This window comes from Streptomyces capitiformicae (genome assembly GCF_002214185.1).
GTDB classification, from domain to species: domain Bacteria; phylum Actinomycetota; class Actinomycetes; order Streptomycetales; family Streptomycetaceae; genus Streptomyces; species Streptomyces capitiformicae.
Genome location: NZ_CP022161.1, coordinates 8526750 through 8543836 on the forward strand (window position 1 = coordinate 8526750; position 17087 = coordinate 8543836).

General features: G+C 68.8%; 17 protein-coding genes and 1 pseudogene. 15 read left to right on the forward strand and 3 right to left on the reverse strand.

Annotated elements, in window-relative coordinates:
• Positions 1–59 precede the first annotated feature (59 nt).
• The 15 genes and pseudogenes from CES90_RS38355 to CES90_RS38420 all read left to right on the forward strand — a co-directional run bounded on the left by CES90_RS38355 (position 60) and on the right by CES90_RS38420 (position 13091).
• The gene (locus CES90_RS38355; RefSeq protein ID WP_149828636.1) at positions 60–707 is read left to right on the forward strand and encodes an L-threonylcarbamoyladenylate synthase; all 648 of its coding nucleotides are present in this window, start codon (positions 60–62) and stop codon (positions 705–707) included.
• Entirely contained in the window at positions 704–1375 is a 672-nt protein-coding gene (locus CES90_RS38360; RefSeq protein ID WP_189787757.1) for an arsenate reductase/protein-tyrosine-phosphatase family protein, read from the forward strand. Before CES90_RS38355 ends, CES90_RS38360 begins: the two co-directional genes overlap by 4 nt.
• Before the next feature lie 104 nt (positions 1376–1479).
• Positions 1480–1584: pseudogene (locus CES90_RS50460) on the forward strand (protein-tyrosine-phosphatase); the annotation flags it as partial.
• A gap of 126 nt (positions 1585–1710) precedes the next feature.
• On the forward strand, positions 1711–2949 hold the full coding sequence (locus CES90_RS38365) for a serine hydroxymethyltransferase (RefSeq protein ID WP_189787758.1): 1239 nt from the start codon (positions 1711–1713) through the stop codon (positions 2947–2949).
• Between the two features lie 129 nt (positions 2950–3078).
• Positions 3079–4368 (forward strand): MraY family glycosyltransferase, encoded by a 1290-nt coding sequence (locus CES90_RS38370; protein ID WP_189787759.1) that lies wholly within the window; start codon positions 3079–3081, stop codon positions 4366–4368.
• 334 nt (positions 4369–4702) lie between these two features.
• Positions 4703–5140, forward strand: a complete 438-nt coding sequence (locus CES90_RS38375) for a hypothetical protein (RefSeq protein ID WP_189787760.1) — start codon at positions 4703–4705, stop codon at positions 5138–5140.
• Positions 5141–5365: 225 nt separating this feature from the next.
• Entirely contained in the window at positions 5366–6193 is an 828-nt protein-coding gene (gene atpB, locus CES90_RS38380) for a F0F1 ATP synthase subunit A (protein ID WP_189787761.1), read from the forward strand.
• Positions 6194–6264: 71 nt separating this feature from the next.
• Positions 6265–6510 carry an ATP synthase subunit c family protein gene (locus CES90_RS38385; protein WP_055514831.1) on the forward strand — a complete coding sequence of 82 codons (246 nt, stop codon included), beginning with the start codon at positions 6265–6267 and terminating at the stop codon, positions 6508–6510.
• A gap of 41 nt (positions 6511–6551) precedes the next feature.
• Positions 6552–7097 carry a F0F1 ATP synthase subunit B gene (locus tag CES90_RS38390; RefSeq protein ID WP_189787762.1) on the forward strand — a complete coding sequence of 182 codons (546 nt, stop codon included), beginning with the start codon at positions 6552–6554 and terminating at the stop codon, positions 7095–7097.
• Entirely contained in the window at positions 7094–7909 is an 816-nt protein-coding gene (locus CES90_RS38395; RefSeq protein WP_189787763.1) for a F0F1 ATP synthase subunit delta, read from the forward strand. The genes CES90_RS38390 and CES90_RS38395 overlap by 4 nt, the downstream gene beginning before the upstream one ends.
• Before the next feature lie 121 nt (positions 7910–8030).
• The gene (atpA, locus tag CES90_RS38400) at positions 8031–9629 is read left to right on the forward strand and encodes a F0F1 ATP synthase subunit alpha (protein WP_189787764.1); all 1599 of its coding nucleotides are present in this window, start codon (positions 8031–8033) and stop codon (positions 9627–9629) included.
• A 21-nt stretch (positions 9630–9650) separates the two neighbouring features.
• The gene (locus CES90_RS38405; RefSeq protein ID WP_189787765.1) at positions 9651–10565 is read left to right on the forward strand and encodes a F0F1 ATP synthase subunit gamma; all 915 of its coding nucleotides are present in this window, start codon (positions 9651–9653) and stop codon (positions 10563–10565) included.
• Positions 10565–12001, forward strand: coding sequence for a F0F1 ATP synthase subunit beta (gene atpD / locus CES90_RS38410; protein WP_189787766.1), 1437 nt, complete (start codon positions 10565–10567; stop codon positions 11999–12001). The genes CES90_RS38405 and atpD overlap by 1 nt, the downstream gene beginning before the upstream one ends.
• 129 nt (positions 12002–12130) lie before the next feature.
• Positions 12131–12505 carry a F0F1 ATP synthase subunit epsilon gene (locus CES90_RS38415; protein ID WP_189787767.1) on the forward strand — a complete coding sequence of 125 codons (375 nt, stop codon included), beginning with the start codon at positions 12131–12133 and terminating at the stop codon, positions 12503–12505.
• Between the two features lie 133 nt (positions 12506–12638).
• The gene (locus CES90_RS38420; protein ID WP_189787768.1) at positions 12639–13091 is read left to right on the forward strand and encodes a DUF2550 domain-containing protein; all 453 of its coding nucleotides are present in this window, start codon (positions 12639–12641) and stop codon (positions 13089–13091) included.
• A gap of 82 nt (positions 13092–13173) precedes the next feature.
• Here the strand turns inward: CES90_RS38420 and CES90_RS38425 are convergent, their stop codons facing one another.
• The 3 genes from CES90_RS38425 to CES90_RS38435 form a co-directional block, all read right to left on the reverse strand.
• Complete coding sequence (locus tag CES90_RS38425) at positions 13174–15000, reverse strand: glycoside hydrolase family 18 chitinase (RefSeq protein WP_189787769.1); 1827 nt, start codon at positions 14998–15000, stop codon at positions 13174–13176.
• A 149-nt stretch (positions 15001–15149) separates the two neighbouring features.
• A complete protein-coding gene (locus CES90_RS38430; RefSeq protein WP_189787770.1) occupies positions 15150–15791 on the reverse strand; it encodes a response regulator in 642 nt (213 codons plus the stop codon).
• Between the two features lie 88 nt (positions 15792–15879).
• Entirely contained in the window at positions 15880–17067 is a 1188-nt protein-coding gene (locus CES90_RS38435; protein ID WP_229914401.1) for a sensor histidine kinase, read from the reverse strand.
• Positions 17068–17087: the final 20 nt, after the last annotated feature.

A 17087-nucleotide genomic window follows, 5' to 3' on the forward strand; every position in this document is an offset into this window, starting at 1 on the left:
TGAGCACGCGTCCTACGACATCCCCCCAGCAGCAGTACGTGTACGAGGAGGCCCGCTAGATGGCACGGCGATACGACACCAACGACGCGACCGACCGCGCCACCGGTCTGCGCGAGGCCGCGTCCGCCATCCGCCGGGGCGAACTCGTGGTGCTGCCGACGGACACCGTGTACGGCGTCGGCGCGGACGCGTTCACGTCGGAAGCCGTGGCCGACCTCCTCGAGGCCAAGGGCCGGGGCCGCAACATGCCCACGCCCGTCCTCATCGGTTCCCCGAACACCCTGCACGGCCTGGTCACCGACTTCTCCGAGATGGCCTGGGAGCTCGTCGACGCGTTCTGGCCGGGCGCGCTGACCCTGGTCGCCAAGCACCAGCCGTCGCTCCAGTGGGACCTCGGCGACACCCGCGGCACGGTCGCCGTACGCATGCCGCTGCACCCCGTCGCCATCGAACTACTCACCGAGGTCGGCCCCATGGCCGTCTCCTCGGCGAACCTGACCGGTCACCCGGCGCCGGAGAACTGCGACGCCGCCGAGGCGATGCTCGGCGACTCCGTCTCGGTCTACCTCGACGGTGGTCCGACCCCCGGCAACGAGCCGTCCTCCATCGTCGACGTCACGGGCAAGGTGCCGGTCCTGCTGCGTGCCGGCGCCCTTTCGGCGGAGGAGCTGCGCAAGGTCGTACCCGACCTCGAGGTGGCGAATTGACGGCCCCTGACGCGGGGCGTGGCATATGGGACGGGGAAGAGACGCGGACCTTCACAGGGCTTCCGCGTGACACCTTTCGCATCCTCCACGTCAGCACCGGCAACGTCTGCCGCTCGCCGATCACCGAGCGGTTGACCCGGCATGCCCTCGCGGACCGGCTCGGGGATCCGCTGTGGGGCGGCCTGGTCGTCGAGAGCGCGGGGACCTGGGGGCACGAGGGGGCGCCCATGGAGGCGAACGCGGAGGCGGTGCTCGCGGACTTCGGCGCGGACGCCTCCGGCTTCACGGGGCGGGAACTGCTGGACGAGCACGTGATCATGGCCGACCTGGTGCTGACCGCGACCCGTGACCACCGGGCCCAGGTCATCTCCATGGGCCACTCGGCCGGCCTGCGTACCTTCACCCTGAAGGAGTTCACCCGTCTCGTCCGGGCCATCGACCCGACGACCCTGCCGCCGCTGGAGGAGGGCATGGTCGTACGCGCGCGTGCGCTGGTGCGTGCCGCGGCCGCTCTACGCGGGTGGCTTCTCGCGCCGACCGCGGAAGCGGACGAGGTCCACGACCCGTACGGGGCGCCATTGCCTTTCTTCCGGTCGGTGGGGGACGAGATACAGCAGGCGCTGGATCCGGTGGTGACGGCTTTGACGGGGGTTCCTGCGCGGGCTTGATGCCGGGCGTGGGGCGGCTCGGTGGACGGAGTCCGGCGCTGCGTCTCGAAGCCGGGAGGCCCGCCAGGGCCGAGCGTCGCGAGGGGCGCGTTGGGGATTGGGTCCCGTACGGGGCGCCGTTGCCTTTCTTCCGGTCGGTGGGGGACGAGATACAGCAGGCGCTGGATCCGGTGGTGACGGCGCTTACGGGAGTGCCCGCTCGGGCCTAGCTAGGGGCCTTCTGATGGATCTCCGCGACGCCGCGGAGATCCATCAGAAGGGCCCTAACACCGGGCGGGTCGCGACGCACGCGCCTACATTGGTCGTACGTCATCGTCGACGCCCCGGAGTTCGCCATGTCGGTCACCCCTGTCCTAGAGGCCGATGTCCTGCGGCGGCAGGACCCCGAGCTGGCTGACATCCTGCTCGCTGAGTTGGATCGGCAGTCGACGACGCTCCAGCTCATCGCCGCTGAGAACTTCACCTCGCCGGCCGTGCTGGCCGCACTCGGGTCGCCGCTGGCGAACAAGTACGCCGAGGGCTATCCGGGCGCTCGGCACCACGGTGGCTGCGAGATCGTCGACGTCGCCGAGCGGCTGGCCGTGGAGCGGGCCAAGGCGCTGTTCGGCGCCGATCACGCCAACGTGCAGTCGCACTCGGGGTCTTCGGCGGTGCTCGCCGCGTACGCCGCCCTGCTGCGCCCCGGTGACACGGTGCTGGCGATGGGGCTGCACTTCGGCGGCCATCTCACGCACGGGTCGCCCGCGAACTTCTCCGGCCGCTGGTTCGACTTCGTCGGCTACGGCGTCGAGGCCGAGTCGGGGCTCATCGACCACGAGCAGGTCCGCACCCTGGCCCGTACCCGCCGCCCCAAGGCCATCGTGTGCGGGTCGATCGCCTATCCGCGCCACATCGACTACGCGTTCTTCAGGGACGTCGCGGACGAGGTCGGGGCCTACCTCATCGCCGACGCCGCCCACCCCATCGGGCTCGTCGCCGGGGGCGCGGCGCCCAGCCCGGTGCCGTACGCCGATGTGGTCTGCGCCACCACCCACAAGGTGCTGCGCGGTCCGCGCGGCGGGATGCTGCTGTGCGGGAGCGAGCTGGCCGAGCGCGTCGACCGGGCGGTGTTCCCGTTCACGCAGGGCGGCGCGCAGATGCACACCATCGCCGCGAAGGCCGTCGCGTTCGGGGAGGCGGCAACACCGGCGTTCACCGCGTACGCCCATCAGGTGGTCGCCAACGCGCGCGTGCTGGGGGAGGGGCTGGCCAGGGAGGGCCTCGTCGTCATCACCGGTGGCACCGACACCCATCTGCTCACCGTCGATCCCGCGCCACTCGGCGTCGACGGCCGAACCGCCCGCGGCCGGCTCGCCGCCGCGGGAATCGTGCTGGACTGCTGCGCGCTGCCGCACGGTGACGCCCGCGGACTGCGGCTCGGCACGGCCGCGCTGACCACACAGGGCATGGGCGAGGCGGAGATGTCCCAGCTCGCAGCGGTGTTCGCAGGGGTCCTGCGGGACGGCCCGGACACGCGGAAGGCGCGTGAAGAAGTGCGGGATCTCGCCGGAAGATTTCCGCCGTATCCGCGCTGAGGTGGGGTAGACGCACCACCGGACACATCATCACGTGCAACCATCGTCGCTACCCGGAAGTCCCCAACCATATGCGCGCATCGCTAGGGTGTGGGGCTGAGATGGCCAGCGAGACCTGTGGGGAAGCCCGTGCGTGAATACCTCCTGACGCTCTGCATCACGGCCGCGGTGACGTACCTGCTGACAGGACCGGTACGGAAGTTCGCGATCGTGGCCGGAGCCATGCCGGAGATCCGTGCGCGCGACGTCCACCGCGAACCCACACCCCGCCTCGGCGGCATCGCGATGTTCTTCGGTCTGTGCTCCGGACTGCTGGTCGCCGACCACCTGACCAACCTCGGCAAGGTCTTCGCCGACTCCAACGAACCGCGTGCGCTGCTCTCCGGTGCCGCGCTGATCTGGCTCATCGGCGTCCTGGACGACAAGTTCGAGATCGACGCGCTGATCAAGCTCGGCGGGCAGATGATCGCCGCGGGCGTCATGGTCATGCAGGGTCTGACGATCCTGTGGCTGCCCATCCCGGGTGTCGGCATCGTGGCGCTCACTCAGTGGCAGGGCACGCTGCTGACGGTCGCCCTGGTCGTCATCACCATCAACGCGGTCAACTTCGTCGACGGCCTCGACGGTCTCGCGGCCGGCATGGTCTGCATCGCCTCGGGCGCGTTCTTCATGTACGCCTACCGCCTCTGGTACAGCTACGGCATCGAGGCCGCCGCCCCCGCCACCCTTTTCGCGGCCGTCCTGATGGGCATGTGCCTGGGCTTCCTGCCGCACAACATGCACCCCGCGCGGATCTTCATGGGCGACTCCGGCTCGATGCTGATCGGCCTGGTGCTGGCGGCCGGCGCGATCTCGGTCACGGGGCAGGTCGACCCGGACGTGATGGGCCTGTACGGCTCCGAGCGCAGCACGGTCTACGCGATGGTCCCGGTCTACATCCCGCTGCTGATGCCGCTCACCATCATCGCGATCCCGGCGGCGGACCTGATCCTCGCGATCGTGCGACGCACCTGGCGCGGCCAGTCCCCGTTCGCCGCCGACCGCGGGCATCTGCACCACCGGCTGCTGGAGGTCGGGCACTCGCACAGCCGGGCCGTGCTGATCATGTACTTCTGGTCGGCGGTCATCGCCTTCGGCGCCCTCGCCTACACCGTGAACTCGGCGTCCATGTGGATTGTCCTCGCCATCGCCATGCTCAGCGGCGTCGGTCTCTTCCTGCTCCTGCTGCCCCGCTTCACCCCCCGAGCCCCCCGCTGGGCAGAGGCGTTCGTCCCGCCCCGCTACCGCCGCCGCAAGGCCGCCACCCCGGAGACCGCCCTCCAGCCCACCCCCGACTGGACCCCGTCCCTCAACGGCGCCACCGCACTCGGCGCCCGGCCCAAGGACGAGCAACCCAGCCCGGCGGGTGCACGGCGCTGAGATCCAGGCTGACGTCAAGTTGCTGACGGCAAGGTAAGAATCTGACTAACGCTTTGCCGATCGCATGCAAGAGGCTGGCAGGGCAAATGGGTCTTATACCAGACAAGTCGGCGCTGAAACCGCACGGATGGGCAGGTTCACTCTCATGTGTGACACCGAGCACACCGTTCAGGTAAAGACCTCATCAAATAGTTTGTGATACGGTTCACGAGAACCCGGGATGGAGCCGAAGAGCCGCAGCGCGACGGTCCACAGGCGTGAGATTTCCGCTCGCCCCCGGGGACTACGCTCGTCCATGACGACACCTGCCCCCTTAGTAAGCGGAGTTGCCGCCATGCCGTCCAATGACGCCCGGATCCTCCTTCAGGCCGCCGTACCCACGGCTGCCGCCGGCGCGATCGCCGCTGTTGTCAGCGGTGTGGTCGTCGGAGGCAAGGGGGCTGTCGGCGCCGTGGTCGCGGCGGTGATCACGATCCTCTTCATGGGAATCGGGCTCTACGTTCTGCAGCGCACCGCCAAATCGCTTCCTCACCTGTTCCAGATGATGGGCTTGATGCTCTACGCAGCACAAATTCTGCTGCTGTTCATCTTCATGGCCGCGTTCAAGAACACCACGCTGTTCCACCCCAGGGCCTTCGCGTTCACGCTCGTCGCCACCACCCTCGTGTGGATCGGCGCCCAGACCCGCGCGCACATGAAGGCCAAGATCCTCTACGTCGAACCCGATTCCTCGACGGGCAACAAGCCCGAAAAATCGGGGCACTCGTCGTGAGGGGTAGGGCCGGGATAAGCGTCCGCAGGAGATCCTGCTATCGTCCGGTGCCAACTGCGGCATCGCGGGCGCGGGCAATCGAGCTGACGCCTGCCCTAGTGCGAGGCTCGATGCCCCACAGCCGCCCTCACATCCGTAACACCAGTCCAGTGCCGACCCGCGGCTGTGCGCCGCGCCGACACAACGAGGTTGCCGTACCCATGCGCCACGCTGAAGGAGCCCGCGGTGAGTGCTGACCCGACGCAGGTGCTCGCCTTCGAGACCGACTGCCACCTGTTTGACGGGTGTGGCTTCGCCGATGTCGCTCCGGGCCTGCACTCGTTCCTCTTCGAGCCCCTCCTGGGCCATCAGGACGACGCCGTCTATTTCAACAAGACCATGCTGCTGGCGCTGCTCGGCTCGATCATCATCGTGGGCTTCTTCTGGGCCGCCTTCGCCAAGCCGAAGGTCGTCCCGGGCAAGCTCCAGATGGTGGCCGAGGCGGGTTACGACTTCATCCGGCGCGGTGTCGTCTACGAGACCATCGGCAAGCGGGAGGGCGAGAAGTACGTCCCGCTGATCGTCTCGCTGTTCTTCTTCATCTGGATGATGAACCTCTGGTCGATCATTCCCGTCGCCCAGTTCCCGGTCACCTCGATCATCTCGTACCCCGCGATCCTGGCGGGCATCGTGTACGTCCTCTGGGTGAGCCTCACCTTCAAGCGCCACGGGTTCGTGGGCGCCTGGAAGAACTTCAGCGGTTACGACAAGTCGCTGGGTGCGGTGCTGCCGCTGTCGATGACCATCGAGGTCTTCTCGAACCTCATCGTCCGCCCCTTCACCCACGCCGTACGTCTCTTCGCGAACATGTTCGCGGGCCACACGCTGCTGCTGCTCTTCACGATCGCCAGCTGGTACATGCTCAACGGCATCGGCATCGCCTACTCCGCCGTCTCGTTCGGCATGGTCCTCGTGATGACCGCCTTCGAGCTCTTCATCCAGGCTGTTCAGGCGTACGTCTTCGTACTGCTGACCTGCAGCTTCATCCAGGGCGCTCTCGCCGAGCACCACTGAGAGCCCCGCCCCACCACCAGACATCCGGTGGCCAACCCCCACCGGTCCTTGAAAGAGAAGGAAGAACCGGCATGTCCGCTCTCCAGACCCTCGCCGAGACTCAGATCATGGGCAACCTTGGCTCCATCGGCTACGGCCTGGCGGCCATCGGCCCTGGCGTCGGCGTCGGCATCATCTTCGGTAACGGCACCCAGGCGCTCGCCCGTCAGCCCGAGGCTGCCGGTCTGATCCGCGCCAACCAGATCCTCGGCTTCGCCTTCTGTGAGGCGCTCGCCCTGATCGGTCTGGTCATGCCGTTCGTCTACCCGACCTCCTGACCCGGTTCGTCGGACCGCCCCTTTCGACGAAAGGCACTGACATGAGCCACCTGGTTCACCTCGCGGCTGGGGAGGCCGAAAACCCTCTCATCCCGCCGATCCCAGAGCTCGTCATCGGCCTGCTCGCCTTCGTAATCGTCCTCGGCTTCCTCGCCAAGAAGCTCCTTCCGAACATCAACAAGGTTCTGGAAGAGCGCCGCGACTCCATCGAGGGCGGCATCCAGCGGGCCGATGACCTGCAGCAGGAAGCCCAGAGCGTCCTGGAGCAGTACAAGGCCCAGCTCGCCGAGGCCCGGCACGAGGCCGCGCGGCTGCGCCAGGAGGCGCAGGAGCAGGGTGCCGCGCTCATCGCCGAGATGCGCGCCGAGGGCCAGCGGCAGCGTGAGGAGATCATCGCCGCCGGTCACACGCAGCTGGACGCCGACCGCAAGGCCGCCGCTTCCGCGCTGCGTCAGGACGTGGGCAAGCTCGCCACCGACCTGGCCGGCAAGCTCGTCGGCGAGTCCCTCGAGGACCACGCCCGGCAGAGCCGCGTGATCGACCGCTTCCTCGACGACCTCGAGGAGAAGGCCGAGGCCACGCGATGAACGGAGCGAGCCGCGAGGCCCTGGCAGCCGCACGTGAGCGTCTCGACGCGCTGACGGACTCCACGTCCGTGGACGCGACCTCGCTCGCCGACGAGCTGGCCGCCGTCACCGCGCTGCTCGACCGCGAGGTGTCGCTGCGTCGGGTCCTCACCGACCCGGCGCAGGCCGGCGAGGCCAAGGCCGAACTGGCCGGGCGCATCCTCGGCGGCCAGGTCAGCGGGACCACCGCCGACCTGGTGTCCGGCATGGTGCGTTCCCGCTGGTCGCAGTCGCGCGACCTGGTGGACGCGCTGGAGGAGCTGGCGGACCTCGCCGACCTCACCGCCGCGCAGAAGTCGGGCACGCTCGACGACGTCGAGGACGAGCTGTTCCGGTTCGGCCGGATCGTCTCCTCCAACACCGAGCTGCGGGCCGCGCTGACCAACCGTGCCGCCGGCGCCTCCGCCAAGGGCGAGCTGCTGCGCAGCCTGCTCGGCGGCCGTGCCAAGGCCACCACCGAGCGTCTGGTGACGCGCCTTGTGACCGCGCCGCGTGGACGTAGCCTGGAGGCGGGACTCGAGTCCCTGTCCAAGCTCGCCGCCGAGCGTCGGGACCGCATGGTCGCCGTCGTCACCTCGGCCGTCCCGCTGAGCGACACCCAGAAGCAGCGCCTCGGCGCCGCCCTGGCGAAGCTTTACGGCCGGCCGATGCACCTCAACCTCGACGTGGACCCCGAGGTCCTGGGCGGGATCCGGGTGCAGGTGGGCGACGAGATCATCAACGGCTCGATCGCGGACCGACTCGAGGACGCCAGCCGCCGACTGGCGAGCTAGCGGCAACTTCATAGCAGTACGTACTTACGGCCCTGGTTGGGCCGTGCAGAAGAATCCTGGGGGTCGCCCCCAGACCCCCAAAGTGAAACTTCGGGCCCAACAAGGAGAGCAGGGAACCCAGATGGCGGAGCTCACGATCCGGCCGGAGGAGATCCGGGACGCGCTGGAGAACTTCGTCCAGTCGTACAAGCCGGACGCGGCCTCGCGCGAGGAGGTCGGTACGGTCACCCTTGCCGGCGACGGCATCGCGAAGGTCGAGGGTCTGCCCTCGGCCATGGCCAACGAACTGCTGAAGTTCGAGGACGGCACCCTCGGCCTCGCGCTCAACCTGGAAGAGCGCGAGATCGGCGCCATCGTCCTCGGTGAGTTCAGCGGCATCGAGGAGGGTCAGCCGGTCACCCGTACCGGCGAGGTCCTGTCGGTCGCCGTGGGCGAGGGCTACCTCGGCCGCGTCGTCGACCCTCTCGGCAACCCGATCGACGGCCTCGGCGAGATCGAGACGTCCGGCCGCCGCGCCCTCGAGCTGCAGGCCCCGGGCGTCATGGCCCGTAAGTCGGTGCACGAGCCGATGGAGACCGGCTACAAGGCCGTCGACGCGATGACGCCGATCGGCCGTGGTCAGCGTCAGCTGATCATCGGTGACCGCCAGACCGGCAAGACCGCCCTGGCCGTCGACACGATCATCAACCAGCGCGACAACTGGCGCTCCGGCGACCCGAAGAAGCAGGTTCGCTGCGTCTACGTCGCCATCGGCCAGAAGGGCTCGACCATCGCGTCGGTCCGCCGCGCGCTGGAGGAGAACGGCGCGCTCGAGTACACGACCATCGTCGCCGCCCCGGCGTCCGACCCGGCCGGCTTCAAGTACCTGGCGCCGTACACCGGTTCGGCCATCGGCCAGCAGTGGATGTACGAGGGCAAGCACGTCCTCATCATCTTCGACGACCTCTCGAAGCAGGCCGACGCCTACCGCGCCGTGTCCCTGCTGCTGCGCCGCCCGCCGGGCCGCGAGGCCTACCCGGGTGACGTCTTCTACCTGCACTCCCGTCTGCTGGAGCGCTGCGCGAAGCTCTCCGACGACATGGGCGCGGGCTCGATGACCGGTCTGCCGATCGTCGAGACCAAGGCCAACGACGTCTCGGCGTTCATCCCGACCAACGTCATCTCCATCACCGACGGCCAGTGCTTCCTGGAGTCGGACCTCTTCAACGCCGGTCAGCGTCCCGCGCTGAACGTCGGTATCTCCGTCTCCCGAGTCGGTGGTTCCGCCCAGCACAAGGCGATGAAGCAGGTCTCCGGCCGTCTGCGCGTGGACCTCGCCCAGTTCCGTGAGCTGGAGGCGTTCGCCGCCTTCGGTTCCGACCTGGACGCCGCGTCCAAGGCCCAGCTGGAGCGCGGCCAGCGCATGGTCGAGCTGCTGAAGCAGGCCCAGTACGAGCCGATGTCCACCGAGGACCAGGTCGTCTCCGTGTGGGCCGGCACCACCGGCAAGATGGACGACGTGCCGGTCGCCGACATCCGCCGCTTCGAGAAGGAGCTCCTGGAGTACCTGCACCGCAAGGAGCAGGGCCTCATGACCTCCATCAAGGAGGGTGGCAAGCTCTCGGACGACACGCTGACCGCTGTCGCCGACGCGATCGCCGACTTCAAGAAGCAGTTCGAGACCGCGGACGGCAAGCTGCTCGGCGAGGACGCTCCGGCGACCGTCAACGTCTCCAAGTGACGTAAGGAAGGGACCTGACTCATGGGAGCTCAGCTCCGGGTCTACAAGCGTCGCATCCGATCCGTCACCGCGACCAAGAAGATCACCAAGGCGATGGAGATGATCGCCGCCTCGCGCGTCGTCAAGGCGCAGCGCAAGGTGGCGGCCTCCACGCCGTACGCGACCGAGCTCACCCGCGCGGTCACGGCGGTGGGCACTGGTTCGAACACCAAGCACCCGCTGACCACGCAGGCCGAGACGGTCACGCGTTCCGCAGTGCTGCTGCTGACGAGTGACCGCGGTCTGGCCGGTGCCTTCAACTCCAACGCCATCAAGGCCGCGGAGCAGCTGACGGCGCGGCTGGAGGCCGAGGGCCGGCAGGTCGACACGTACATCGTCGGCCGTCGTGGTGTCGCCCACTACAACTTCCGTGAGCGCAAGATCGCGGACCAGTGGACCGGCTTCACGGACGAGCCCACGTACGCGGACGCCAAGAAGGTCGCGGGCCCGCTGATCGAGGCCATCGAGAAGGACACGGCGGACGGCGGCGTGGACGAGCTCCACATCGTCTACACCGAGTTCGTCTCGATGATGACGCAGCAGGCGCTCGACGCGCAGCTGCTCCCGCTCCGCCTCGAAGAGGTCGCGGAGGAGAAGCCCAAGGGCGAGATCCTGCCGCTGTACGACTTCGAGCCGTCGGCGGAGGACGTCCTCGACGCCCTGCTGCCGCGCTACGTCGAGAGCCGTATCTACAACGCGCTGCTGCAGTCGGCTGCCTCCAAGCACGCCGCCACCCGCCGCGCGATGAAGTCGGCGACCGACAACGCGGGCGAGCTGATCAACACGCTCTCCCGCCTTGCCAACGCGGCCCGCCAGGCCGAAATCACCCAGGAAATCAGCGAGATCGTCGGTGGCTCCGCAGCCCTTTCCGACGCGACCGCGGGGAGTGACAAGTAATGACGACGACTTCTGAGACGGCCGTTGCCACGGGCCGCGTCGCCCGGGTCATCGGCCCGGTCGTCGACGTGGAGTTCCCCGTCGACGCGATGCCCGAGATCTACAACGCCCTGCACGTCGAGGTGGCCGACCCGGCCAACGCCGGCGAGCTGAAGACGCTGACCCTGGAGGTCGCCCAGCACCTGGGTGACGGCCTGGTCCGCACGATCTCCATGCAGCCCACCGACGGTCTGGTCCGCCAGGCCCCGGTCACCGACACCGGCACGGGCATCACCGTCCCGGTCGGCGACTTCACCAAGGGCAAGGTGTTCAACACCCTCGGTGAGGTGCTGAACGTCGACGAGACGTACGAGGGCGAGCGCTGGTCCATCCACCGCAAGGCCCCGAACTTCGACGAGCTCGAGTCGAAGACCGAGATGTTCGAGACCGGCGTCAAGGTCATCGACCTTCTCACCCCGTACGTCAAGGGTGGAAAGATCGGTCTGTTCGGTGGTGCCGGCGTCGGCAAGACGGTGCTCATCCAGGAGATGATCTACCGCGTCGCCAACAACCACGACGGTGTGTCGGTGTTCGCCGGTGTCGGTGAGCGCACCCGTGAGGGCAACGACCTCATCGAGGAAATGAGCGACTCGGGCGTCATCGACAAGACCGCGCTGGTCTTCGGGCAGATGGACGAGCCCCCGGGCACCCGTCTGCGTGTGGCCCTCGCCGGTCTGACCATGGCGGAGTACTTCCGCGATGTGCAGAAGCAGGACGTGCTGTTCTTCATCGACAACATCTTCCGCTTCACCCAGGCCGGTTCCGAGGTGTCGACCCTGCTCGGCCGTATGCCCTCCGCGGTGGGCTACCAGCCGAACCTGGCCGACGAGATGGGTCTCCTCCAGGAGCGCATCACCTCGACCCGTGGTCACTCGATCACCTCGATGCAGGCGATCTACGTCCCCGCGGACGACCTGACCGACCCGGCCCCGGCCACCACCTTCGCCCACCTCGACGCGACGACGGTTCTCTCCCGTCCGATCTCCGAGAAGGGCATCTACCCGGCCGTGGACCCGCTGGACTCGACGTCCCGCATCCTCGACCCGCGGTACATCGCGGCGGACCACTACTCGGCCGCGATGCGCGTGAAGAGCATCCTGCAGAAGTACAAGGACCTGCAGGACATCATCGCGATCCTCGGTATCGACGAGCTCGGCGAGGAGGACAAGCTCGTCGTCCACCGTGCCCGTCGCGTGGAGCGCTTCCTGTCCCAGAACACCCACGTCGCCAAGCAGTTCACCGGCGTCGACGGGTCGGACGTGCCGCTGGACGAGTCGATCGCAGCGTTCAACGCGATCATCGACGGTGAGTACGACCACTTCCCGGAGCAGGCGTTCTTCATGTGCGGTGGTCTCGAGGACCTGAAGAAGAACGCGAAGGAGCTGGGCGTCAGCTGACGTCGGGCACTCGTGGCGGAGAGGGGCGAGACCAGCACCTCGTGGGGTGCGTCCCGCCCCTCTTCGCACTCCATCTAGAATTGACCCAACACCCGGCGGAGGCGCCGGGTGGTGACCCGAGGAGCCACCTTGGCTGCTGAGCTGCACGTCGCGCTGGTCGCGGCCGACCGAGAGGTCTGGTCGGGCCGGGCCACCCTGGTCGTCGCGCGCACCACGTCCGGCGACATCGGCGTCATGCCCGGTCACCAGCCGCTGCTCGGTGTGCTGGAGTCGGGCCCGGTGACCATCCGTACGAGTGATGGCGGCACGGTCGTCGTCGCCGTGCACGGCGGTTTCATCTCGTTCGCGGACAACAAGCTGTCCCTGCTGGCCGAGGTCGCCGAGCTGGCCGACGAGATCGACGTCCAGCGTGCGGAGCGGGAGCTGGAGCGCGCGAAGGCGGAGGGCGACGCCGCCGCCGAGCGCCGCGCGGATGTCCGACTGCGGACGGTGTCGGCGCGCTGAGCCCGCACACCGTGTGATGCTGTATCTCAGCCGCGGCTGGGTCTGGATGAGTTCATCCCGACCCAGCCGCGGCTGAGGCAAATGTGGGTGTTTTTTACGTTCCATTACCTAGGAGACGAGGAGGTCGGTGTCGATGGTCCTCGCTCTGACTGTGTGCGGGTCGGTGATCGCGCTCGTGGTGGTGGGGCTCTTCGTCTTCGGACTGCGCCGCCGTCTCATCCAGCGCTCCGGCGGCACCTTCGACTGCAGCCTGCGCTGGAACGCCCCCGAGAAACCCGGCGAGGACGAGAACGGCAAGGGCTGGGGTTACGGCGTCGCCCGCTACAACGGCGACCGCGTCGAATGGTTCCGCGTCTTCTCGTACTCCCCCCGCCCGCGCCGCGTCCTGGAGCGCTCGGCGATCGAGGTCGCCGGGCGCCGTACCCCGGAGGGCGAGGAGGAGCTGGCGCTGCTCTCCGACCATGTGATCCTCGCGTGTCTGCACCGCGGGACCCGTCTTGAGCTGGCGATGAGCGAGGACGCGCTGACCGGTTTCCTCGCGTGGCTGGAGGCAGCCCCGCCCGGACAGCGAGTGAATGTGGCGTAGCCACATTCACTCGCTGGGTGGGGGTCCCCCCGGACGAAGTCTGGGGGGCGTCAACGCGGCATGATCTTTCCGACAGCGAGTCCTACTTCAGACCGTTGCCGATGGCGGTCACCAGTTCCCCATTCGCCGTGTCGCCGCTGAACTCCCAGAAGAACGCGCCGCCCAGGCCCTGGTTCTTCGCCCAGGTCATCTTGCCGGCGATGGTCGACGGGGTGTCGTACGACCACCAGTTGCTGCCGCAGCGCGCGTACGCCGTGCCTGCGATGGTGCCGGTGGCCGGGCAGGAGTTCTTCAGGACCTTGTAGTCCTCGATGCCCGCCTCGTACGTGCCGGTGGCCGCGCCGGTCGCCGTGCCGCCGGGGGCGGACTGGGTGACGCCGGTCCAGCCGCGGCCGTAGAAGCCGATGCCGAGCAGCAGCTTCGCGGACGGGACGCCCTTCGACCGCAGCTTGGCGATCGCGTCGGCGGAGTTGAAGCCGGCGGTCGGGATGCCGGAGTACGAGGTCAGCGGGGAGTGCGGGGCGGTCGGGCCGGTGGTGGCCCAGGCGCCGAAGTAGTCGTACGTCATCACGTTGTACCAGTCGACCGAGGCCGCGGCCCCGCCGTAGTCGGCCGCGTCGATCTTGCCGCCCGAGGAGCCGTCGGCGGTGATCGCGGCGGTGACCAGGTATTTCGAGCCGAACTCGGTGCGCAGGGCGGACATCAGGTTCCTGAAGGCCGCGGGTCCGCTCGTGTCGCAGGTCAGCCCGCAGGCGTTCGGGTACTCCCAGTCGATGTCGATGCCGTCGAAGACGTCGGCCCAGCGCGGGTCCTCGACCACGGCCTTGCAGGACTTGGCGAACGCGGCCGGGTTCTGCGCGGCCTGGCCGAAGCCGCCCGAGTAGGTCCAGCCGCCGAAGGACCAGAGCACCTTGATGTGCGGGTACTTCGCCTTCAGCTGGCGGAGCTGGTTGAAGTTGCCGCGCAGCGGCTGGTCCCAGGTGTCGGCGACGCCGCTGACGGACTGGTCGGCGGTGTATGCCTTGTCGGTGGCCGCGTAGGCGTCGTCGAGCACGCACTGGCCGTTCTTGACGTTGCCGAAGGCGTAGTTGATGTGGGTGATCTTGGATGCGGAGCCCGAGGTCACCAGGTTCTTGACGTGGTAGTTGCGGCCGTAGACGCCCCACTCGGTGAAGTAGCCGAGGTTGACCTTCGAGGCGGGGTTCGGGTTCGGGCCGGTGCCGCCCGTCGTGCGTACGGCGGTGGCGCCGCTCACCGGGCCGGTCTGGTCGGCGGTGTCGCGGGCCCGCACGGTGTACGAGTAGTCGGTGCCGGCGGTCAGGCCGGTGTCCGTGTACGAGGTGTTCGTGACGGTGGCGACCTTGGTGCCGCCGCGCAGGACGTCGTAGTTCTTGACGCCCTTGTCGTCGGTGGCGGCCGACCAGCTCAGCTTGACCGAGGTGTTGGTGATGTCGGACGCGGCCGGGGTACCGGGGGCGGAGGGCAGGGTGTCACCGGGGACGGTCGGGCCGCCGTCACAACGTCCGCCGTTCAGCTTGCAGTTGGCCGGGGAGCCTGAGCCGCTCCCGTTGAAACCGAAGGAGACGGAGGCGCCGGGGGCGAGGGTGCCGTTCCAGGCTTTGTTCTTGGCGGTCCAGTGAGTGGCGGAGGAGGTGACGTCCGCGTCCCAGGCCGAGGTGACGGAGGTGCCGGAGGGGAAGTCCCACTCCACGGTCCAGGAACTGATCGTGGTCGTACCGGTGTTCTTGACGGTCCACTTGCCTTCGAAGCCGGTGCCCCAGTCCTGGGTCTTGGTGTAGGTGGCCGTGGCTTCGGTGGCCGCGTGGGCGGGGGAGGCGAGGCCGACGAGGCTCGCGAAGGGGAGCAGCAGGGTGGCGAACCCGGCCGCCGCTCTGTGCCTGAAGCGCATGTGCGCCTCCTTGTGTGGGTGAGTGGTCGCGGGCATGACATGCCGCGGTGCCGCGAGAATAGAAAGGTCTGGACCATAGGTCAATGGGTCTGGACCAGTTGGCTGTCCGGTAGGCGTACGGCGGCGTACGGCGTGCCCGCGAGTGCGCCCTAAACCCCCAACTCCTGGGCCAGTACGGCCGCTTGGACGCGGCTGCGCAGATCCAGCTTGCCCAGCAGGCGGCTGACATGGGTCTTCACGGTGGCCTCGGCCATGTCCAGCCGCCCGGCTATCTCCGCGTTCGACAGTCCCTCACCGATGCAGGAGAGCACCTCACGCTCGCGCCGGGTGAGTGCGTCCAGCACGGACAGATCGGCCGTGGGCTCGCGCTCGGGCTTGGCGGCGAACTCGGCGATCAGCCGCCGGGTGACGGCCGGCGCGATCAGACCCTCGCCGCGCCCGACCGTCCGTACGGCGGCGATGAGGTCCTTCGCCTCCGTGTTCTTGAGCAGGAACCCGGCGGCGCCGGCCCGCAGCGCCCCGAAGACGTACTCGTCGAGGTCGAACGTGGTCAGGACGAGCACATCGGCCAGCCCTTCGGAGACGACCTTGCGGGTCGCCGACACCCCGTCCAGGCGTGGCATCTGCACGTCCATCAGCACCAGGTCCGGCCGTAGTTCGCGGGCCAGCGCCACCGCCTGCTCCCCGTCGGCCGCCTCGCCGACCACCTCGATGTCGGGCGCGCTGCTCAGGATGAGGACCAGCCCGGCGCGGACGGCGGACTGGTCCTCGGCGACGAGCACGCGGATCATGCGGGTTCTCCTTCGGCGGCTTCGGTGAGTGTTTCGGTGAGTGTCGGGGATCGGTGACTTCGGGGGGGTGTCGCGGCGGGCACGTGGATCACGCGGGTTCCCCTTCCGTGACGGGCAGCGCGGCGCGTACGGTCCAGATCTTGCCCTCCGCCGAGGCCTTCGGACCGGCCTCGAAGGTGCCGCCCAGCAGCGCGACCCGCTCCCGCATACCGACCAGGCCGGAGCCGGAACCGGGTGCGCTCGGGCCGTCGCGGTCGCCGTACGGGCTGGTCACGGCGATGTCGAGGGCGCCGTCCGTCTGGTGCAGGGACACGGTCACCCGGCCGGGGCCGGCGTGTTTGAGGGCGTTGGTCAGGGACTCCTGGACGATGCGGTACGCCGCGAGTCCGACGGGGGCGGGGAGGGCGTCGGCATGGTCGGCGTCGAGCGTGACGTCGAGGCCGTTGGCGCGGGCGCCCTCGACGAGCGTGCCCAGCCCGTCGAGCGTGGGTGCGGCGGTCGGCTCGGTGTCGCCGTCGGCATGCCGCAGGATGCCGATCAGCCGCCGCATCTCCGCGAGCCCGTCGACGCTGTTCCGGCGGATGACGCCGAGTGCCTGCTTGGAGGTGTCCGGGTCGTCGAGGGAGAGCGCGGCCGTGGAGTGGATCGCGATCGCCGAGAGATGGTTGGCGACCATGTCGTGCAACTCCCGTGCCATCCGCGACCGTTCGGCCGCGACCGCCTGGGTGCGGTCCATCTCCGCGAGCAGCGCGGTCTGTTCGGCGCGCAGCCGGGCCGCCTCGGCGGCGTCGCGGTGGTTGCGCACGATCCAGCCGGTGGCCGCCGGCATGAAGGCGACCAGGCCGATGACCACGCCGACCAGCAGGAACGCGGGCTTCCGCGCGATCGTCACCGGCACGATCGCGCCGACCACGGTCAGCAGCCCGGCGATCCAGGGCACCCGGCGGGCAGTTTTGGGCGGTCCGTACACCACGGCCGCGTACACCAGGTCGGTGAACATCACGACAGTCACCAGGCAGCCCTGGCTGAGGGTGTCCACGGTCACCGCCGGGATGCCCGCCAACAGGGCCGTACGCGGCAGGGTACGGCGCAGGGCCTCGCAGGCGACCATCACGGCGAGCGCCAGCAGGATCCACCAGCGGCCGTCGAGCAGCACGATCGGGTCATGGCTCCGGCGGGTGCCGAGCCCCACGCCCCACAGCAGCAGCCCACCGAGCAGTCCGGCGAGGGCGCTGTACAGGTCGTGACGGTGCGGGCGGGGGAGTCGTGCGGCCATGACCCCATCCAACACGGGTC

Bases quoted from the DNA above. Each gene is read 5' to 3' on its own strand.
- CES90_RS38390 (WP_189787762.1), top strand. From the start codon at position 6,552: ATGAGCCACCTGGTTCACCTCGCGGCTGGGGAGGCCGAAAACCCTCTC.
- atpD (WP_189787766.1), top strand. From the start codon at position 10,565: ATGACGACGACTTCTGAGACGGCCGTTGCCACGGGCCGCGTCGCCCGG.
- CES90_RS38355 (WP_149828636.1), top strand. From the start codon at position 60: ATGGCACGGCGATACGACACCAACGACGCGACCGACCGCGCCACCGGT.
- CES90_RS38425 (WP_189787769.1), bottom strand. From the start codon at position 15,000: ATGCGCTTCAGGCACAGAGCGGCGGCCGGGTTCGCCACCCTGCTGCTC.
- CES90_RS38405 (WP_189787765.1), top strand. From the start codon at position 9,651: ATGGGAGCTCAGCTCCGGGTCTACAAGCGTCGCATCCGATCCGTCACC.
- CES90_RS38430 (WP_189787770.1), bottom strand. From the start codon at position 15,791: ATGATCCGCGTGCTCGTCGCCGAGGACCAGTCCGCCGTCCGCGCCGGG.
- CES90_RS38435 (WP_229914401.1), bottom strand. From the start codon at position 17,067: ATGGCCGCACGACTCCCCCGCCCGCACCGTCACGACCTGTACAGCGCC.
- atpA (WP_189787764.1), top strand. From the start codon at position 8,031: ATGGCGGAGCTCACGATCCGGCCGGAGGAGATCCGGGACGCGCTGGAG.
- CES90_RS38385 (WP_055514831.1), top strand. From the start codon at position 6,265: ATGTCCGCTCTCCAGACCCTCGCCGAGACTCAGATCATGGGCAACCTT.
- CES90_RS38420 (WP_189787768.1), top strand. From the start codon at position 12,639: ATGGTCCTCGCTCTGACTGTGTGCGGGTCGGTGATCGCGCTCGTGGTG.
- CES90_RS38395 (WP_189787763.1), top strand. From the start codon at position 7,094: ATGAACGGAGCGAGCCGCGAGGCCCTGGCAGCCGCACGTGAGCGTCTC.
- CES90_RS38375 (WP_189787760.1), top strand. From the start codon at position 4,703: ATGCCGTCCAATGACGCCCGGATCCTCCTTCAGGCCGCCGTACCCACG.
- CES90_RS38365 (WP_189787758.1), top strand. From the start codon at position 1,711: ATGTCGGTCACCCCTGTCCTAGAGGCCGATGTCCTGCGGCGGCAGGAC.